This is a genomic window from Nitrospirota bacterium (assembly GCA_016212185.1).
GTDB lineage: Bacteria > Nitrospirota > Thermodesulfovibrionia > UBA6902 > DSMQ01 > JACRGX01.
Genome location: JACRGX010000025.1, coordinates 24,055 through 40,430, shown reverse-complemented (window position 1 = coordinate 40,430; position 16,376 = coordinate 24,055). Strand labels below are relative to the sequence as shown.

Here is a 16,376-nt window from a genome sequence, read left to right as displayed (position 1 = left end):
GTTTCCTGAATATTGCCGCGGCATTATACCCTGCGAAGCCGCAGGATAACTTCATTGCTGTATTTAAAGAATACGGAACAAAGTCTCTTACTATATCAATATTATACTTCGGTTCCACCTCATCACAATTCAATGCCGGCGGAATTAAATCTTTCTCCATAGATAGCAAAAGAATAATACTTTCTAAAATAGCGCTTCCTCCAAGATTATGCCCCACATACGGTTTAAATGCCGTTATGAAAGGCTTTTGATTGTTTTTACCAAAAATATCTGTAATGGCTTTTGCTTCATATCCATCGGTTACTTTAATCGCCACTCCGTGGGGAACTATTAAATCAATATCCTCCGGCTTCAAACGAGTTTGTTTTAAAGCGCCTTTTATTGCATCCTGATACGATAAGCTTCCTATCATTGGCACAGTCACTTTCCAGCCCTCCAGTGAAAATCCCCCACCAAGATATTCTGCATAGATATGTGCTTTTCTATTTAACGCACAGTCCATTTCTTCTAAAACCAGTGCTGAAGCTCCATCGCCAAGAACTATACCATCGGCTTTTTTTGAGAAAGGTTTTATCCTTCCATCCTCAGCATAAAGGTTCTGTTCTTTAAACCACAAATGTTTAAACATGGTATTAGCGACATCTACCCCTGCAAGCAAAATAATGTTACTTCCGCCGTATCTAATTTGTCTTGCTGCGGATTCCATAGCAAATAAACCCGACGCACAAGCATTGTTGCTAAATAAAGAATATCCGTGAATCCCAAATGCCCTGGCAACGAAATAAAGATACATAAAGCTTTGAAGGTCGTAACCTTTTATGGAAAAATGCTCAAACACATGCCTAAACAATTTATGCTTAGAAAAATTACTATTAAATGGATTTTTTTCCAGATATGCCGTAGTTTCTTTGATTATTGCTTCACAGAAAGGTTCAAACCCGGGATGTTCAGCTGTTAAGAATAATCCAATATCATTATTCTCTTCATCGTAAGAAATTCTACTATCATCAATGGCTAATTTAACTGCCGCCAATAAATATAAAAGGTCTTTGTCTTCCTTCCCTTTTTTCCATGTCTGGATGCTCTCAATTATATCCTTCTTAATACTAAATTTTTCAATATCAAAATCCTCTACCTTATGAAAATAAAATTTATCCCACTCTTCCCCGTCAATATTAATCTCCTCTAATCTTAAACCGACCCTTTTTTTTAAAATCCCTTCCCAAAACACATCCTTCCCGATTCCTGTGGAAGCTATAGGACCTATCCCTGTTATCACCACTCTTCTTTCTCTTGTCATAATTTTGAGTTGTATAACTAATATTATTAATGAAACTTCTTAATCACCAGGCAAGAATTATTGCCTCCAAAAGCAAATCCATTATTTAATGCGATATTCACCTTCTTTACTCTTGCTTTGTTGGGAACGCAATCTATGTCACAGTTTGGATCCGTATTTTCAAAATTTATAGTCGGCGGAATGATATTTTCTTTAACTGCAAGGCAGCAGGTCAGCGCCTCAATCGCAGAAGCAGCGCCCATAGGATGACCCAGCATTGATTTTATAGAACTCACAGGAACTGTTTTAAATTTTTGCTTAAAAACCCTCTTAATGGCAGCACATTCATTCTTATCATTGCCCTGAGTGCCTGTTCCATGAGCGTTTATATAATCAACTTCTCTTTCTTCAACGTCTGCATCCTTTAAAGCCTTGCGCATTGCCTTTTCAATACCATCTACCTGAGAGGCAGTCATATGATAGGCATCACAGCTAAGTCCATAACCGGCTATTTCTGCATATATGCCTGAGTTCCTTTCTAATGCAGACTCCAGCGACTCAAGGATAAGAATTCCTGCTCCTTCGCCGACCATCATGCCTTTTCTATTTTTATCAAACGGCTGACATTTTTCAGGGGACATTGCATAGATGCGGTGAAAGCCGCTGAATGCAAGCTTGGAGAATGAATCAGCGCCGCCTGCTACAGCATAGTCCAAATCCCCTTTTCTTATTAAGTCAAAGCTGTAACCTATGGCATAATTGCCTGCCGCACATGCCGTTGGAATAAGATAATTAGGTCCCAAAAGTTTAAAATAATTGGAAACATTAGCAGGTATATTATTCGCCGAAGACTGAAGTATTTTTGTCTTGCTCATATTGTCTGCCCCTGCCATAAACCAGATATCAATGGATTCCTCCAAAGGCTTTTCACCCATAGTTGTTCCGATAATAACGCCTGCCCCTTTTTTATTAATATCCTTCGGAGATAATCCGGCATCTTCTAACGCCAGGGCAGCGGCAGATATGGCTAATTGTGAGGTCCTGCCAAGGAATTGCACTTTCCTCCTTGCAATAAAATCCTCCGGTCTGAAGTCCTTAATCTCACCGGCATAGTGACACCTGAATTCACTGGTGTCAAATGAATCAACCTTTGTTATCCCTGATTTGCCGTTTATTACGGCTTTCCAAAACTCATCTCTGCCTATTCCCACAGACGAAACAACTCCGATTCCCGTTACTACAACTCTTCTGTTATTCATTCTTACTTCTAACGGCAAAAACAAGATTTGCCTTAGCCGTAATTTTATCCTTCACCTTTATCACACAATCCGTAATTGCAGCATAGTCCAGAATCTTTACACCGCGTACTTCTATAATGAGTTTATCCCCCGGATATACCGGTAAAATAAACTCTGCCTTGACATTGCCGAGATAATAATCAGGGTTCGTCTTAACTATTTCAGGCTTGGCAATGTAATAAAGGATTATTGAAGCCTGCGCCATGGCCTCTATCATTAAAACACCCGGCATTATAGGTCTGCCGGGGAAATGTCCTTCAAAAAAGCTTTCATCGTTCTCTATGTGTTTGACTGCAACAACCTTTTCAGCGCCATTAATCTCAATAACCCCGTCAATAAAAAGAAACGGCTCCCGATGCGGCAAAATAGATTTGATTTTTTCCTTATCAAAAATCATTACACCAACCCTCGGACTATAGCTTTATATTCTTAGTATATTCTATTATCTGTCTCAGATTTCTGATATTAGGGATATCTTTTTCAGGGATAATAATCCGGTACTTTTTTTCAAAGGCGGCTACAATCTCAATCGCCTTTAATGAATCAATCACTAAATCTTTGAAAAAGTCTGCATCAAGCGTCAGTTTTTCTACCGGTACCTCAGTAACATTTGAAACTAATTGCCTCAATTCCTCTTCTAACCTGTTTGGCATAGCTTGATTTACAATCTCCTTTTTATTGATATTTGGATATGATTAGCGACGCATTACTTCCGCCGGGTCCGCAATTGTTAATCAATACATTTCTTACCCTGACTGTTCTGGATTTATTTGCTACATAATCAAGATTGCAATCATTATCCTTTACCTTGTAATTAACAGTAGGCGGTATAAAACCATAAACCGTACTGCCTATGGCAGCGGCCATCTGGAACAAACCGCCTGCGCTGAATGTCTCGCCTATCATTGACTTGATGGAGCTCACCGGGATATTGTAAGCATATTTGCCGAAAACATCCTTTATGGCTTTTGTCTCTAACTTATCCTGCATAGGCACAGAGTTTGCCGCTGCACTTATATAATCTATGTCTTTAATGTCCAATTCGGAATTTTCTATTGCCCTTTTTATGCTTTCCTTTAATCCTTTTGCTCCGGGTTCGTACTTACCCATCCTGTAGGAATCAAAACAATTGCCTGTATCTTTAATTTCAGCATAAATACTGGCCCCTCTTTCCCTCGCATACTCCTCATCTTCCACGACTATAACTGCCGCGCCTTCACCTAAAATGATTCCATTTCGCCGTCTGTCAAATGGGCAGGATAATTCCTCGCCATTTATCCCGGCAAAAAAACCCAGACGATAAAACCCTGTAAAACTTGCCAGAGAAAGACTCTCCACCCCGCCTACTAAAACCGCCTTAATCCGTCCCAATCTGATAAAATCTATTGCATATTTCAATGCATCTATACTTGAACTGTATCCTGTAGAAACAGTCGTATTAAACCCTTGTATATTGAACCGGATTGAAACCTGGCTTGAAGCTGCATTTATTACCATTCCCGGGAAAAGCGCGGCATCAGTAAAAAGCGGACCATCCTCTATCAGTCCTTTACCAAACTCAACAATATTCCAGAGCGCAGACAAAGTAGTTCCCGTGCAGACCCCGAAATCATCAGTATTTTTATAGTTAATATTTAATCCTGCGTCTTCTATGGCTAATTTTGCGGCAGAACACAGCAGCCTTGTAGTCCTGTCAATATCCTTTAAACCTTTATGACCCAGAAAATACGTTGGTTTGAAATCAGATATCTCACCTGCAGATTTACATTTAAACCTGCTTGTATTAAACCGGCTAATCGGCTTAATCCCGGAGCGGCCTTCTCTCAATGCGCCCCAGAATTGTTCCTTCCCTATGCCGTTAGGCGCAATTACCCCAAGCCCTGTTATTACAATTCTTCTCTTGCTCATTCTCTTATACCGTACTCATGCCGCCGTCTATAATTATTGTCTGCCCGGTAATATAACGCGCATCATCGCTAACCAAAAATTTTACAACTTTTGCCACCTCTTCTGGTTTGCCTAATCTGCCCTGTGGTATGTGTTTTATCATCTGAGTTTTGTATTCTTCTTTTAAATCTTTAAGCATATCCGTTTCAATAAAACCGGGAGCTACCGCATTAACCCTGATCGCATAAGGCGCAACTTCTTTGGCAAGAGATTTGGTGAACCCGATTATTCCTGCTTTTGAAGCCGCATAATTAGTCTGCCGGGGCATGCCCGTAATGCCGCTTACTGAACTGATATTGACTATAATGCCGTTCTTCTGTTTTATTAATGTCACAATAGCCGCCCTCGTAAGATTGAAGGTCCCGTCTAAATTAGTATTAATCACTTCACGCCAGTCATCAGGAGCCATAAGGGCCAGCGCCCTGTCCCTGATTATGCCGGCATTGTTAATTACAATATCAATGCCTCCAAATAACTCCTTTGTATTATCCACCCATGACTTCACATCATCATAGTTTTTAATATCCGCCTGAAATGATTTAACATTCACACCCAAATCCTTTATTTCCTTCTCCATATCCATTGCCTCTTTATTGCTTTTTAGAAAATTAAAGCTTATATTCGCGCCTTCACCGGCTAATTCTATAGCAACAGCCCGGCCTATCCCTTTTGCAGCGCCGCTGATGACAGCCACTTTATTTTCAAGCAACTTTTTCATGAAAATTTTTTATACATAATTCACTGGCGCGGGTATACAATAACCCATAGAAATTCTATGCATTAAAACCTTTAACCTTATAAATATGTATCATGAAACAGGTGTCCGTACCTGTTGAAATAGAATTTGGATTATACTGCGATGATGATTTTGAAAAAAAAGTATCCTGACTGGTGAGAATGAAATCCTGACTTTGTTAAGGGGTTTATCCTTTATTGCTTTATAAACTCCTTTTCGCAGAATACAAAAAACCTGCATATGTAAAAATTATAAACACATAAGTAAAAAAAATCAAGCAAAATATATATTCTTATTAATGAAAATAATAAAGGCATATGAATTTAATTTTATTTTTAAAAATCAATGTCATAGAAAATTAAAAACTTTTTTTGGATTTATTAGGATGGGTGCGACAAATTTTTATAGCAAAATTTTTAAAATCTCTGCAAAAGTCTGGGAATAAAGGCTGTAGGCGTGAATTGCAGCACCTACTGGGTGCAAAAAATGTCGCACCCTTTTAAACAGCTTAATGTAAAAATTCTTGTGTTAAAATTATTGTATCCTGTAAAATTATGAAAAGGAGTGATTATGAACGAAATTGTTATATTTATCACTGCGCCTAACGAAGAGGCGGCTGTTAAAATTGCGCGCGCGCTTGTGGAAGCAAGGCTCGCGGCATGTGTCAACATAGTTAAGTCCGTACGTTCAATCTACAGGTGGGAGGATAAAATAGAAGACGACGCTGAGGCGCTGATGATAGCAAAAACACAAAAAGATTTATTTAATGCCCTTGCAAAAAAAGTTAAGGAGCTTCACAGCTACAGCGTGCCTGAGATAATAGCCCTGCCAATCGTTGAGGGATCTGAGGAATATCTTAAGTGGCTGAACACAGAAGTCATCGGCAGATAGTTAACAACAGCGGAAAATAAAACTGAAATTAACCACAGATTTACACAGATTTTTCTACAGAAAATAACCACAGAGAGCACTGAGTGCTGCTCTGTGCTCTCAAATAGATGTCATTCCCCGATCTAATCGGGGAATCCAGAAGAAACATTGTAAATGATGTTTATATTTTCTCTGTGTCCTCTGTGGTTAATTTTGACAATACGCTGTTAACTATAAGGAGATAAAATAATGTGCCTATTTTGCAAAATTATTGACAGGAAAATACCATCAAAATTTGTTTACGAAGATGAACATGTGTTTGCCTTTGAGGATATAAATCCGCAGGCGCCAGTGCATGTACTTGTCGTGCCGAAAAAGCATATATCCACCATGCTTGAGGCAGGGCCTGATAATAATGAATTAATCGGACGGCTCTTTCAGGCAGCAAACAAAATTGCGCGCGACAGAAATATCGCCGAACGCGGATTCAGGCTTGTGCTAAACTGTAATTCCGAAGCAGGGCAATCCGTATATCACATACACCTGCATCTTCTGGGCGGAAGGATTATGCACTGGCCGCCGGGGTAAATTTTGGCAAATTGCCAAAATTTAGTTAACAGTTAACAGTTATAAGTTATTGTGGAAAAGGCGTCATTCCCGCTTGTCGGACTTGTCATTCCGACTTGTTCGGAATCTTTCTTAAAAAAGATTCTGGATTTATCCGCCTGAGGCGGACAAGAGCCAGAATGACAGAAATATATGTATGAAAAAAATAATAAAAATTAACCATAAAAAAAACCTCACCGGCATCTACAACACCCTCTACCGCGCCTTTGGCCCCCAGCACTGGTGGCCCGGGGATACGCCGTTTGAGATTGCAGTGGGCGCCATACTTACGCAAAACACAAACTGGGGAAATGTAGAAAAAGCAATAAATAATATTAAAAAACAAAACGCCCTCCACGCAAAAACCCTTCATGATATGCCGCATCAGGAACTTACAGCACTTATCAGGTCTGCCGGATACTTCAATATAAAGGCAAAAAGGCTCAGGGAGTTTTTAAAGTTTCTTTTAAATCATTATGAAGGCAGTATGAAAAAAATGGAGAAAGAAGATGCGCATGAACTAAGGCATCAGCTTCTTGAGGTAAACGGCATAGGGCCGGAGACGGCGGATTCAATACTTCTTTATGCCCTAAATAAGCCCGTCTTTGTCGTTGACGCCTACACAAAAAGAGTTCTTTCAAGGCATAAAATTATCCCTGAGAAGGCGACTTACCATGAAATTCAGGAACTCTTTCACAAAAACCTCCCGGAGGACATAAAATTATTTAACGAATACCATGCATTATTTGTAATAGTTGGGAAAGATTACTGCAAGCCCAAACCAAAGTGCGAAAAGTGCCCGCTGAAAAAGATTCCTCATTGAAATTAATGAACTGCCCCGCAGTCCCGATATTTCGGGACGAGGTATCAAAATTGAAAACAACTTTTCATTATGTCATTCTGACTTGTTCAGAATCTTTCTGAGTTGGTTGAAGTACAAATAATTACTTTATAAAACAATATGTTTACTAAATTAAACGCTAAATAACGTATAAATATCATTACTATTTACAATATATAAAATTATTTCTTGACAATTACGCAGTAATATATTAAGATAAATGTAAATAATGCAAGGAAAAGTTACTTTATGAGTCCAATATTAAAATTAAATCAGCATAACGAAAAGAAAGAGAGGGAGTTTGAATTAAGATACCTGCTGTCTCTTTCAACCCGCCAGCGTTTTGAAATGATGTTTCAAAAATCAAAAGAAACAAGAGAATTATTGGAGAAGCATGGTCACAGAAAACCTTTTGAAATTATTAAAAGAAAGTAAAGTTGATTTTGTTGTTATTGGCGCAACCGCATTTCCTGTCCACGGGTATGCCCGTTCAACTCTTGATATTGATATTTTTATAAAACCTGAACGATTAAATGCAGAAAGAGCTTTGCATGCATTGAAAAAATTTGGATATGATGTAACAGATGTTGAGATTGAAGATTTGCTTCGGAGAAAATTATTGATCCGGCAGTATGCAGTTGAATCTGATATTCATCCGTTTGTTAAAGGCATTACTTTTGAACAGGTATGGAAAAATAAAGTAAAAGCAAAATTCGGCAATACATTTGTTTATTTTGCCTCGCTTGATGATCTCATAACTATGAAGAAGGCTGCCGGTAGGAATAAAGATTTAGAAGACCTTAAGAATTTACATAAAATTAAAAAAATAAAACACGAAAAGAAAAAAGAATGAAAACAGAAGAAACAAGGCACGAGCGTTTTAAGCGGGTGGCATCAAAAAGGACAAATGAGATTCTTGAAAAAATCCGGATACTCGGCAACTGCTCCAACAAAAGTTCTTATGAATATGCAGAAGATGAGGTGAATAAAATTTTCAGTGAAATTGATAAGCAGTTGCGATTAATAAAAGCAAGATTTTCAGCAGGGAAAAGGGGAAGGTTTAGGCTGTGACATTCTTCAGCTTCAAGGGAAGAATTTAACCATAGTGTTACACAAATTACAATTCTTTACGTAAACACAAAACGTAGCAATATTGGTTTTAGCGATGAAAAAAATTGCTTCCACTTTTATGCCTGTGCTCTTTTCTGTTATAATGCTGAGGCAAGTCCATTTAATACACTCATTGTATTAAGAAAAAATGAAATATGTCGCTCAAATACTATTATCCTGTGAGTCTAAAATAAAATGACCCAGAAAAATAAAAACATCTCACCCAAGCATGGCGAAATTGTCATCTACGCAACTGATGACAAGGAAGCCCGGCTTGATGTAAAACTGGAGCAGGATACGGTCTGGCTTACACAGAAGCAACTTGCGGAACTTTTCAAGACCGAAAGAAGTGTCATCACCAAGCATGTTAATAATGTCTTCAAGAATAGAGAATTAGAGGAGAATTCAGTATGTGCAATTTTTGCACATACTGCCGCAGATGGAAAAATCTACAAAACAAAATATTACAACCTTGATGTTATTATCTCGGTCGGTTACAGAGTCAATTCAAGGCGCGCCACTCAATTCCGCATCTGGGCGACAAAGGTCTTAAAGGAACATATCGTTAAGGGTTTTTCGTTAAATGAAAAAAGGTTAACAGAACAACAGCAGACCAGACTAAAAGAACTTGAAAAGGCTGTGGCTCTTTTGCAAAAAACTGCTGATACTGTCCTTACCAGAGAAGAAGCTGTTGGGCTTTTGGCGATTATTACAGGCTATGCAAAGTCATGGATACTCTTACAGCAGTATGACAATAAAAATATTAATCTCATTTCCAAAGGCATATCAAAACCTGCCGGACATATAAAATATGTAGAGGCTCAAAAAGCTATTGAATCATTAAAAAAGGATTTGATTGACAAAAAAGAAGCTTCAGAATTATTCGGGATTGAACGGGAAAAAGGACTTGAAAGCATTTTATCTACAATATATCAGACCTTTGGAGGGAAAGAATTATATCCCGGCATTGAAGAAAAGGCAGCCCATTTGCTTTACTTCATAATAAAGGATCATCCATTTATTGACGGCAATAAACGCATAGGCTCGTTTCTGTTTATATTGTTCCTGCACAAGAATAATTACCTGCTGAAATCTACCGGCGAGGCTAAAATCAATGATAATACTCTGGTAGCCATAGCCCTTTTAATTGCTGAGAGCAAACCGAAAGAAAAAGAAACCATGACAGCATTAATTACAAATTTACTTAATGAATATTAGAACAATGAATAAAGACCTCTTACAAAAAATCTCCTCTCTCTAACCTGCGCTGACATCCTGCTGTCATAGTTTTCATCTATAATGATAAAATAACGCTGAGGCAATGAACCTCCCCGCAGCTTGCCGCGGGGTATCCAAAATAAAATAACTATTTTGTATGTTGTCATTCCCGCGAAGGCGGGAATCCAGGAAAACGACTTTCTGGATTCCGCATTCCCGATGCGTCGGGACGGAATGACGAAGATGAGGGAATAACAAGTTCAAGTGAAAAAGGGAACTGTCTTTATCGCCCCTCCGGGCGCAAGGGATAAAAAGGCAAACATCTTCAATAAAATCGTTGATTCCTGCCCTGCGGGTAATTATTCCGGCGTCCTGTACATTACGCCTAATTCTTTCAGCCAGGCAGAGGCAAAAAAAGGGTTTTTCTCTTATCTGAAGACCGTACACAAAAAAACTGCCTATATCCCTTTCCAGTCTTTCCCTTTAAAACAATTGTACATAAATCTTTATGAAACCTACGGCAGAAAAAAAATCATCTCCAGCGGCATAAGACCTCTTTTGATAGGTGAATCCTTCAAAGAAAAAAATATCGGTTATGCGGTTCTTTTATCAGAGCTTCTTTATAAAATCAGGCACTACATCACGGATAAAGACCTTTCTCAGATTAAAGCGGAAATAAAGGAACTTATCTTTGAAGAAAAGGCAATGGCACGCGCCGTAAATGCAATGGAGATTCTTGAAAGTTATGAGAAGCGGCTTGAAGAACAAGGGCTTATTAATTATGAGTCAGCGGCAAAAGAAAGCATTCCTCTTATAAATGAGAATTTAAATCCCTCCCTGCTTGTGCTTGATGGTTTTTTTGATCCAACCCCTCTGGAACTTGCAATTATAAAAGCGCTCATCGGGAAGACAGGCAGATTTATTGCGCTTCTGGATAAAGACGCCGGATTTTTAAAGTTCTTTGAACAAAACCCAGAACTATCTGAGATGCATACAATTAAGGCAGGCCTCCCAAAAAGAGGTTCAGGTTATTTCACATACCCCTCAATGGAGGATGAGGTAGAGGGAATTGCAAAAGGGGTAAAGGGCTTAATCCTTGAAGGCACAAGTCCGCAGGAGATAATTATTTCCTTCCCGGCGTTTCAAAAGTATCTGCCGATGCTCAGAAGGGTCTTTAAAAAATACGGGCTAACGTTAAGCATTGAAGGCTATGATTTATCAAATTCAGCTCCAGTTACAACGGTTAAAGATATGATTACATGCCTTGAAGACGACTATCCAAGGAATGAGTTTCTTTCCTTTCTTACCTCAGCGCATTTCCCTGAAATTCCCGCTGTTGTTAAGGAGTGGACAGTTGCATATGCAAACAAGGCGGGTATTTTAAAAGGGAAACAAGCATGGCTTTCAATGAAAATAGTCCTGCTTGATTTCAGCGGTGAGCAATTCACAAAAGAAGAGGAAAGCCTGATTGCTGAAGTTCAGGAAGGAATACGGTCAGTTATGGAGATTCTTGATGAAATAAAATCTGCAAAAGACCTCGCTTCTTATACAGACAATATGGAAAATGCCCTGAACAAATTCGGTTTCCCGGAGTCTCTTGATGAGTCCCTGTCAGAAGCTATAAACAGTCTATTTTCAGAGTTAAGGCAATTCTCCGGAATATCTGGCGCTGGCGCAGGCAGTAAAGAAGCCGGAATTTATTTGAGGCATTTGTTCACCGGATTAAGCGGCGCGGATATTGACAAAGACGGTGTAAGGGTTGTGCCATATGAAGTTGCGGCAGGGCATGAATCAAAAGCGCTGTTTTTGGGAGGCATGGTTGAAGACGAATTCCCGTCCAAACCCAGTATTGACCCCATACTGCCTGAAAAAGTCAAAAAGGCGCTTGGATTGCCGTTTCTTGAATATTATTTGGACAGGCAGAAGCGGTATTTCAAACGGCTCATGAACTTACCGCTCCTTGAGCCTTATTTTTCATGTCCTTCTGCCGAAGGCGACAAGCCCTTTCTTCCATCGCCGTTTCTTGACTGGGGGCAGAGCCTTGCAATGCCGGAATTAAATCTCCCATCGGATGAAGAGCGCCTGATTGCAGAGGGTTTCTCTGAGCAAAAAGAGTTTACAGGGATTTTATGGAACGGAGAACTGCCGGAAAAAAGAGAAATAAAAAACCTGCTGTCAAAACGCTTCGGGCAGGATGTCTTTATAAGCGTTACTGACATAGAGGCATATAGGAAATGTCCGCTTAGATTCTATATTGAAAAAGTCCTCAGGCTTGAAATTGAAAAACCGCCTAAGTTTGAAGTAGAGGCAATGCTCTGGGGAAAGCTTGCCCATAAAGTGATGGAATATTTATATAAAGACGGAGATATCGGACTTAATGATATAAATAGCCGGATTATGCAGGGACTTAAATTAACGCTTGCGGAATTCCCGCTCGGCGATTTCTGGTCAAAGGTCGCAGGGGAAATATTTCAGCGGCTGATACCGATGATTGAAGCGCAGGAGGCGGAAATTAAAATGCAGGGCTTTATGCCGCATGTATCTGAGAAGGGACTGAAAGCAGAGATTAACGGGCTGAGGCTTAAGGGCAAAATAGACAGGGTTGATATAAAGGGGTCAAGGGGTCAAGGGGTCAAGGGGTCAAAAAAACAACCACTTGAATCCTTGAATCCACGAACCCTTGAACCCTGTTCTTTTATCCTTCTGGATTACAAGACCGGCGGGATTGACAAAGACAGCCTCCAGCTTCCTCTTTATTCAGCCATGTGGCAGAAAGAAAATGAAGGCATAGTGGAGAAGGCAGGCTTTTATTCTTTAAAAGACGGCGGCATTGCATGGTATCCTGCAAAAAAACAGGGTATGGAGGAGTTCATACAGGATACATTACAGATTACTAAGGAGCTTGTGCAAAAAATGAGAGAGGGAATGTTTATGCCTTCAGAGGTTAAAGAAAATAAATGCAGATACTGTCAGCACCGGGCACTGTGTAAAGGAGGCGGAGCGTGAGTAATGTATATGCACAGGATATATTCCTTTCGCTCATTCTCGTCCCGAAGTCTCGTGACTCCGAGGTTTTCGCCTATCAGCGAAAAAATCCGCTTAAGGAAAACATCCTGCGCATATCGCAACCTGACGAAAGTTTTTTATGAACAACTATCTTGACATAACTAAAAGCGTCATCATTTCCTCGCCTGCAGGCTCGGGAAAGACAGAGAAGCTTGCAAGGCGCTATATCTCCCTGCTTAAAAACGGCGTTGAGGCGGAGCGGATTTTAGCCATTACCTTTACAGATAAGGCCGCTGCCGAGATGAAGCAAAGGATTTTAAGGATACTGAAAGATGAAGAAACTGAATTATTCAGTAAATTAATTGAGAGGGTGTCATTAATGAGGGTTACAACCATACACTCCTTCTGCGGCACACTGCTCAGGCGTTTTTCTTTTGAAGCGGAGATTGACCCCAATTACAGGATAGAAGAAGCGCTCAACTCGCGTATTGCATGGGAAGAAATCATCTATGAAATCCTGATGGGCATAGGAAGCCGGAAAAAAGATGATGACTATAATCTGATCCTTCAGACCATCAGTGAAAAAGGTTTCAAAGGGCTTGCAGACCTGAAAGGTATAATAAATTATCTTTATGAAAAGCGGCCGTTCTCCATAGAGGCTGAACTTGTATGTCCCCTGCCCGTTCCCGCCTCGCTGATAGAAGAACTTAAAAACTGGCCCGGCGCCGGGACGGCAAGTGAAGATTATGATAAAGTTTTTGAAGACAGCGGCAGGCTTGCCATGTCAGAAGAATATTTTTTAACCGGCAGCAAAGAGCCGAGGAAGCGCCCGCACGCAAGCTTTAAAAACATTACAGATTATCAGGGCTGGGCGCTAAAAATGTATTTGTACTGGACCGGGAGAAAACTTGAAGAACATTCAGAAAGGGCGCAGAGAATAAAAAGCATATTTATGAAATGCAATGAGACATACAGGAATAAAAAACGGCTGGGGGGAATTCTTGATTTCAGCGACCTTGAATATCTTGCATACAAACTGCTTATGGAAAATCCTGAGTGGGCCAATATCCTCTATGCATTTGATGAAAAAACAGACCATATCCTTGTTGACGAATTTCAGGATACAAACAATTTTCAGTGGGCAATAATTGACAGCCTTACAGAAGAGTGGCGCTCCGGTCTCGGCGCAAAAAGGGAAGAGGGCATAAAACCGACAATATTCCTTGTAGGCGACGGGAAGCAGTCCATATATCTTTTCAGGGGCGCGAATGTTGAGCTTTTCAGCCGGGCGAAAGAAAAACTGAACGCATGGCTCGGCAAAGAGTTTTATTATGAAGAGGTAAAGGAAAACTTTAGAAGCCTTCCTGCAATAATAAATTTCACAAATCATGTCTTTCCAAAGCTAATGGATGCACGGGAAGACAGCCCCTTTTGGAAGACAGGTTACAGCCGTCTGGATTTTGCCCGTTTCACAGAGGGACTGGAGCCGTCTCAGAGCGGAAAGGTAGAGCTGTTACTGCTTGAAAACAAAGAGGAGCCTATATCACAAACAAAAAAAAGCGAGGCTGAACTCATTGCCAAAAGAATACAGTGTTTGATAAACAGCCATGTGATTTTTGACAGAAAGACAAAAGCCCAGAGGACCTGCAAATACATAGACCTTGCCGTCCTTTTAAGAAAAAGAACCCATTTGAAGAAATACGAGGAGGCGCTCAGGCATTACGGCATACCATTTGTCGCTGTCAAGGGCATTGGATTTTATCAGGAGCCTGAAACGGCAATGCTGAGGGCGCTCGTTTATTTTCTTTCAAATCCAAAGGACGATTACAGCCTTTATGTCCTTTTAAAGAGCCCTCTTTTTCTGCTTGATGAAGCTGTAATTATAAAGGCAATGCGCACAGAAGGGGACTGCCTGTTTTCAAAATTAATGACTGCAGATGAGACAAAAGCTACCGGGGCATCTTTGCAGGAATTACTTTCACAACTCCCGCACTTGCCAGTTGCGGAATTAATAGAAACAGCGCTTTCCAAGACAGGGGCCTGGAAATATTTTCATGAACCTCAGCGAAGGGCAAATATTAAAAAGTTCATTCGGATAATAGAGGAACTGGAGGCAGACGGCAGATCCCTGATTAAACTGCGCGATTTCCTTCAGCACACATATGACAAAGACGATGAGCCTAAGGCAAATGTCAATACAGAGGGCATGGATGCAGTGAAGATAATGACCATTCATGCATCTAAAGGGCTTGAATTCCCCGTCGTCTTTGTCCCGGGCATTGAAGAAGAGTTCAAATTAAAGACAGCCGACAGCCTTGTATCTGAAAAAAACGGACGGCTCTTTTTCATATACGAGCCTGAATCAGCAATCAGAAAACAGGATGCTGATTTTATGGAGCATCTTGAAAAAGAGATAGAAGAGCAAAAGAGGCTTTTCTATGTCGCTGTCACAAGGGCTGAAGATGCGCTCTTTCTCACAGGATGCTGGAATGAGACAGGTAATCATAGTTTTCTCATGTTTCTTAAACAGGGGCTTGGGCTCTGCAGGGACAACGACAGTTATCAAATGAACGCACAGATTGAGGGGCTGTCCGTAATGTCAGAGGAAGAGTTTACTGCTTTGTATAAAAAAGAATATGCAGGCGAAAATATAAAAAGTATCAAAGCGTTAAAGTATCAAAGTGTCAAAGAATTAAGAAAAGGCATGGGTGCTTATGCAACTGGACCCTTTGACACTTACACAGCTTCCACTCCGGAAAGTCCCGGCTGGATGCAGGTTGCCGACGCTGTAACTGTAAAACGCAGGCATGGCAAAGACTGGCTGATTTTAGGTGATGTAATCCACAGGATTTTTGAAGGAATTTCAAAAAAGTTATTTACAGAAAGTAACATCAGGCGCATGGCTGAACAACTGCTTATGCCTGATGTAATTTTAAAAGAACAGCAGAAAAGCCTGCTCTCAGTTATTGAAGGGGATATTGCCCTTCTTAAGCAAAAGGGCATATGGCAGGATATCATCATGCCTCAGAAAAATTCCTTTGCAGAGCTTCCCTTTGTTTTGGAACTATCGCCGAACGCTGAACGCCAAACGCTAAAAACCGTCGTTTACTCAGGAAGGATAGACAGAATTATAGTTAAAGACGGCTGTTACAATGTTTATGATTACAAGACCTTCCCTGTGAAAGAAAATGAGATTGATTATTTGCTCAAAGAATATTCCTTCCAGCTCGGCATATATAAAAAGGCAGTGAGCCAGATTTTTGGGACAAAAAATGTGAAGTCATTTATTGTCTTTACACATATAGGAGAGGTGAAAGAAGTCTGTTGATCAAGTGCTTTTATGTCATTGCGAAAAGCGGAGCGACGAAGCAATCTCTGACTTTACAACGAGATTGCCGCGCTTCCTTCGGTCGCTCGCAATGACAGTGCAGCAATACTTTCTTCATTTATTTAATTGTATTGATA

16 protein-coding genes are annotated in these 16,376 nt (G+C 40.2%); 10 read left to right on the top strand and 6 right to left on the bottom strand.

What is annotated here, in order from left to right:
* The 6 genes from HZA10_02965 to fabG form a co-directional block, all read right to left on the bottom strand.
* Positions 1 to 1,300: hypothetical protein (locus tag HZA10_02965; protein MBI5195265.1), on the bottom strand; the 1,300-nt coding region annotated here is incomplete at its 3' end.
* A gap of 26 nt (positions 1,301 to 1,326) precedes the next feature.
* Positions 1,327 to 2,538, bottom strand: coding sequence for a beta-ketoacyl-[acyl-carrier-protein] synthase family protein (locus HZA10_02960; GenBank protein MBI5195264.1), 1,212 nt, complete (start codon positions 2,536 to 2,538; stop codon positions 1,327 to 1,329).
* Positions 2,531 to 2,974, bottom strand: a complete 444-nt coding sequence (fabZ, locus tag HZA10_02955) for a 3-hydroxyacyl-ACP dehydratase FabZ (protein ID MBI5195263.1) — start codon at positions 2,972 to 2,974, stop codon at positions 2,531 to 2,533. Before fabZ ends, HZA10_02960 begins: the two co-directional genes overlap by 8 nt.
* A 16-nt stretch (positions 2,975 to 2,990) precedes the next feature.
* Positions 2,991 to 3,230 (bottom strand): acyl carrier protein, encoded by a 240-nt coding sequence (locus HZA10_02950; protein MBI5195262.1) that lies wholly within the window; start codon positions 3,228 to 3,230, stop codon positions 2,991 to 2,993.
* 22 nt (positions 3,231 to 3,252) lie between these two features.
* Positions 3,253 to 4,485, bottom strand: coding sequence for a beta-ketoacyl-[acyl-carrier-protein] synthase family protein (locus tag HZA10_02945; GenBank protein MBI5195261.1), 1,233 nt, complete (start codon positions 4,483 to 4,485; stop codon positions 3,253 to 3,255).
* 4 nt (positions 4,486 to 4,489) lie between these two features.
* Entirely contained in the window at positions 4,490 to 5,233 is a 744-nt protein-coding gene (gene fabG / locus HZA10_02940) for a 3-oxoacyl-[acyl-carrier-protein] reductase (GenBank protein MBI5195260.1), read from the bottom strand.
* A 597-nt stretch (positions 5,234 to 5,830) separates the two neighbouring features.
* On the opposite strand from fabG, the gene HZA10_02935 reads away from it, so the two are divergent.
* The 10 genes from HZA10_02935 (at position 5,831) to HZA10_02890 (ending at position 16,239) form a co-directional block, all read left to right on the top strand.
* On the top strand, positions 5,831 to 6,151 hold the full coding sequence (locus HZA10_02935) for a divalent-cation tolerance protein CutA (GenBank protein MBI5195259.1): 321 nt from the start codon (positions 5,831 to 5,833) through the stop codon (positions 6,149 to 6,151).
* Between the two features lie 228 nt (positions 6,152 to 6,379).
* Positions 6,380 to 6,718 carry a histidine triad nucleotide-binding protein gene (locus HZA10_02930; GenBank protein ID MBI5195258.1) on the top strand — a complete coding sequence of 113 codons (339 nt, stop codon included), beginning with the start codon at positions 6,380 to 6,382 and terminating at the stop codon, positions 6,716 to 6,718.
* A 175-nt stretch (positions 6,719 to 6,893) separates the two neighbouring features.
* Positions 6,894 to 7,559, top strand: coding sequence for an endonuclease III domain-containing protein (locus HZA10_02925; GenBank protein ID MBI5195257.1), 666 nt, complete (start codon positions 6,894 to 6,896; stop codon positions 7,557 to 7,559).
* Positions 7,560 to 7,826: 267 nt separating this feature from the next.
* Positions 7,827 to 8,012 carry a hypothetical protein gene (locus HZA10_02920; protein MBI5195256.1) on the top strand — a complete coding sequence of 62 codons (186 nt, stop codon included), beginning with the start codon at positions 7,827 to 7,829 and terminating at the stop codon, positions 8,010 to 8,012.
* Positions 7,972 to 8,430 carry a nucleotidyltransferase gene (locus HZA10_02915; protein MBI5195255.1) on the top strand — a complete coding sequence of 153 codons (459 nt, stop codon included), beginning with the start codon at positions 7,972 to 7,974 and terminating at the stop codon, positions 8,428 to 8,430. The genes HZA10_02920 and HZA10_02915 overlap by 41 nt, the downstream gene beginning before the upstream one ends.
* Positions 8,427 to 8,648: a hypothetical protein gene (locus tag HZA10_02910; protein MBI5195254.1), complete on the top strand. Its 222-nt coding sequence runs from the start codon at positions 8,427 to 8,429 to the stop codon at positions 8,646 to 8,648. Before HZA10_02915 ends, HZA10_02910 begins: the two co-directional genes overlap by 4 nt.
* 234 nt (positions 8,649 to 8,882) lie before the next feature.
* Positions 8,883 to 9,905, top strand: a complete 1,023-nt coding sequence (locus HZA10_02905) for a type II toxin-antitoxin system death-on-curing family toxin (GenBank protein ID MBI5195253.1) — start codon at positions 8,883 to 8,885, stop codon at positions 9,903 to 9,905.
* 264 nt (positions 9,906 to 10,169) lie between these two features.
* On the top strand, positions 10,170 to 12,911 hold the full coding sequence (locus HZA10_02900) for a PD-(D/E)XK nuclease family protein (protein ID MBI5195252.1): 2,742 nt from the start codon (positions 10,170 to 10,172) through the stop codon (positions 12,909 to 12,911).
* The gene (locus HZA10_02895; protein ID MBI5195251.1) at positions 12,908 to 13,054 is read left to right on the top strand and encodes a hypothetical protein; all 147 of its coding nucleotides are present in this window, start codon (positions 12,908 to 12,910) and stop codon (positions 13,052 to 13,054) included. Before HZA10_02900 ends, HZA10_02895 begins: the two co-directional genes overlap by 4 nt.
* Positions 13,051 to 16,239 carry a UvrD-helicase domain-containing protein gene (locus HZA10_02890; GenBank protein ID MBI5195250.1) on the top strand — a complete coding sequence of 1,063 codons (3,189 nt, stop codon included), beginning with the start codon at positions 13,051 to 13,053 and terminating at the stop codon, positions 16,237 to 16,239. The genes HZA10_02895 and HZA10_02890 overlap by 4 nt, the downstream gene beginning before the upstream one ends.
* Positions 16,240 to 16,376: the final 137 nt, after the last annotated feature.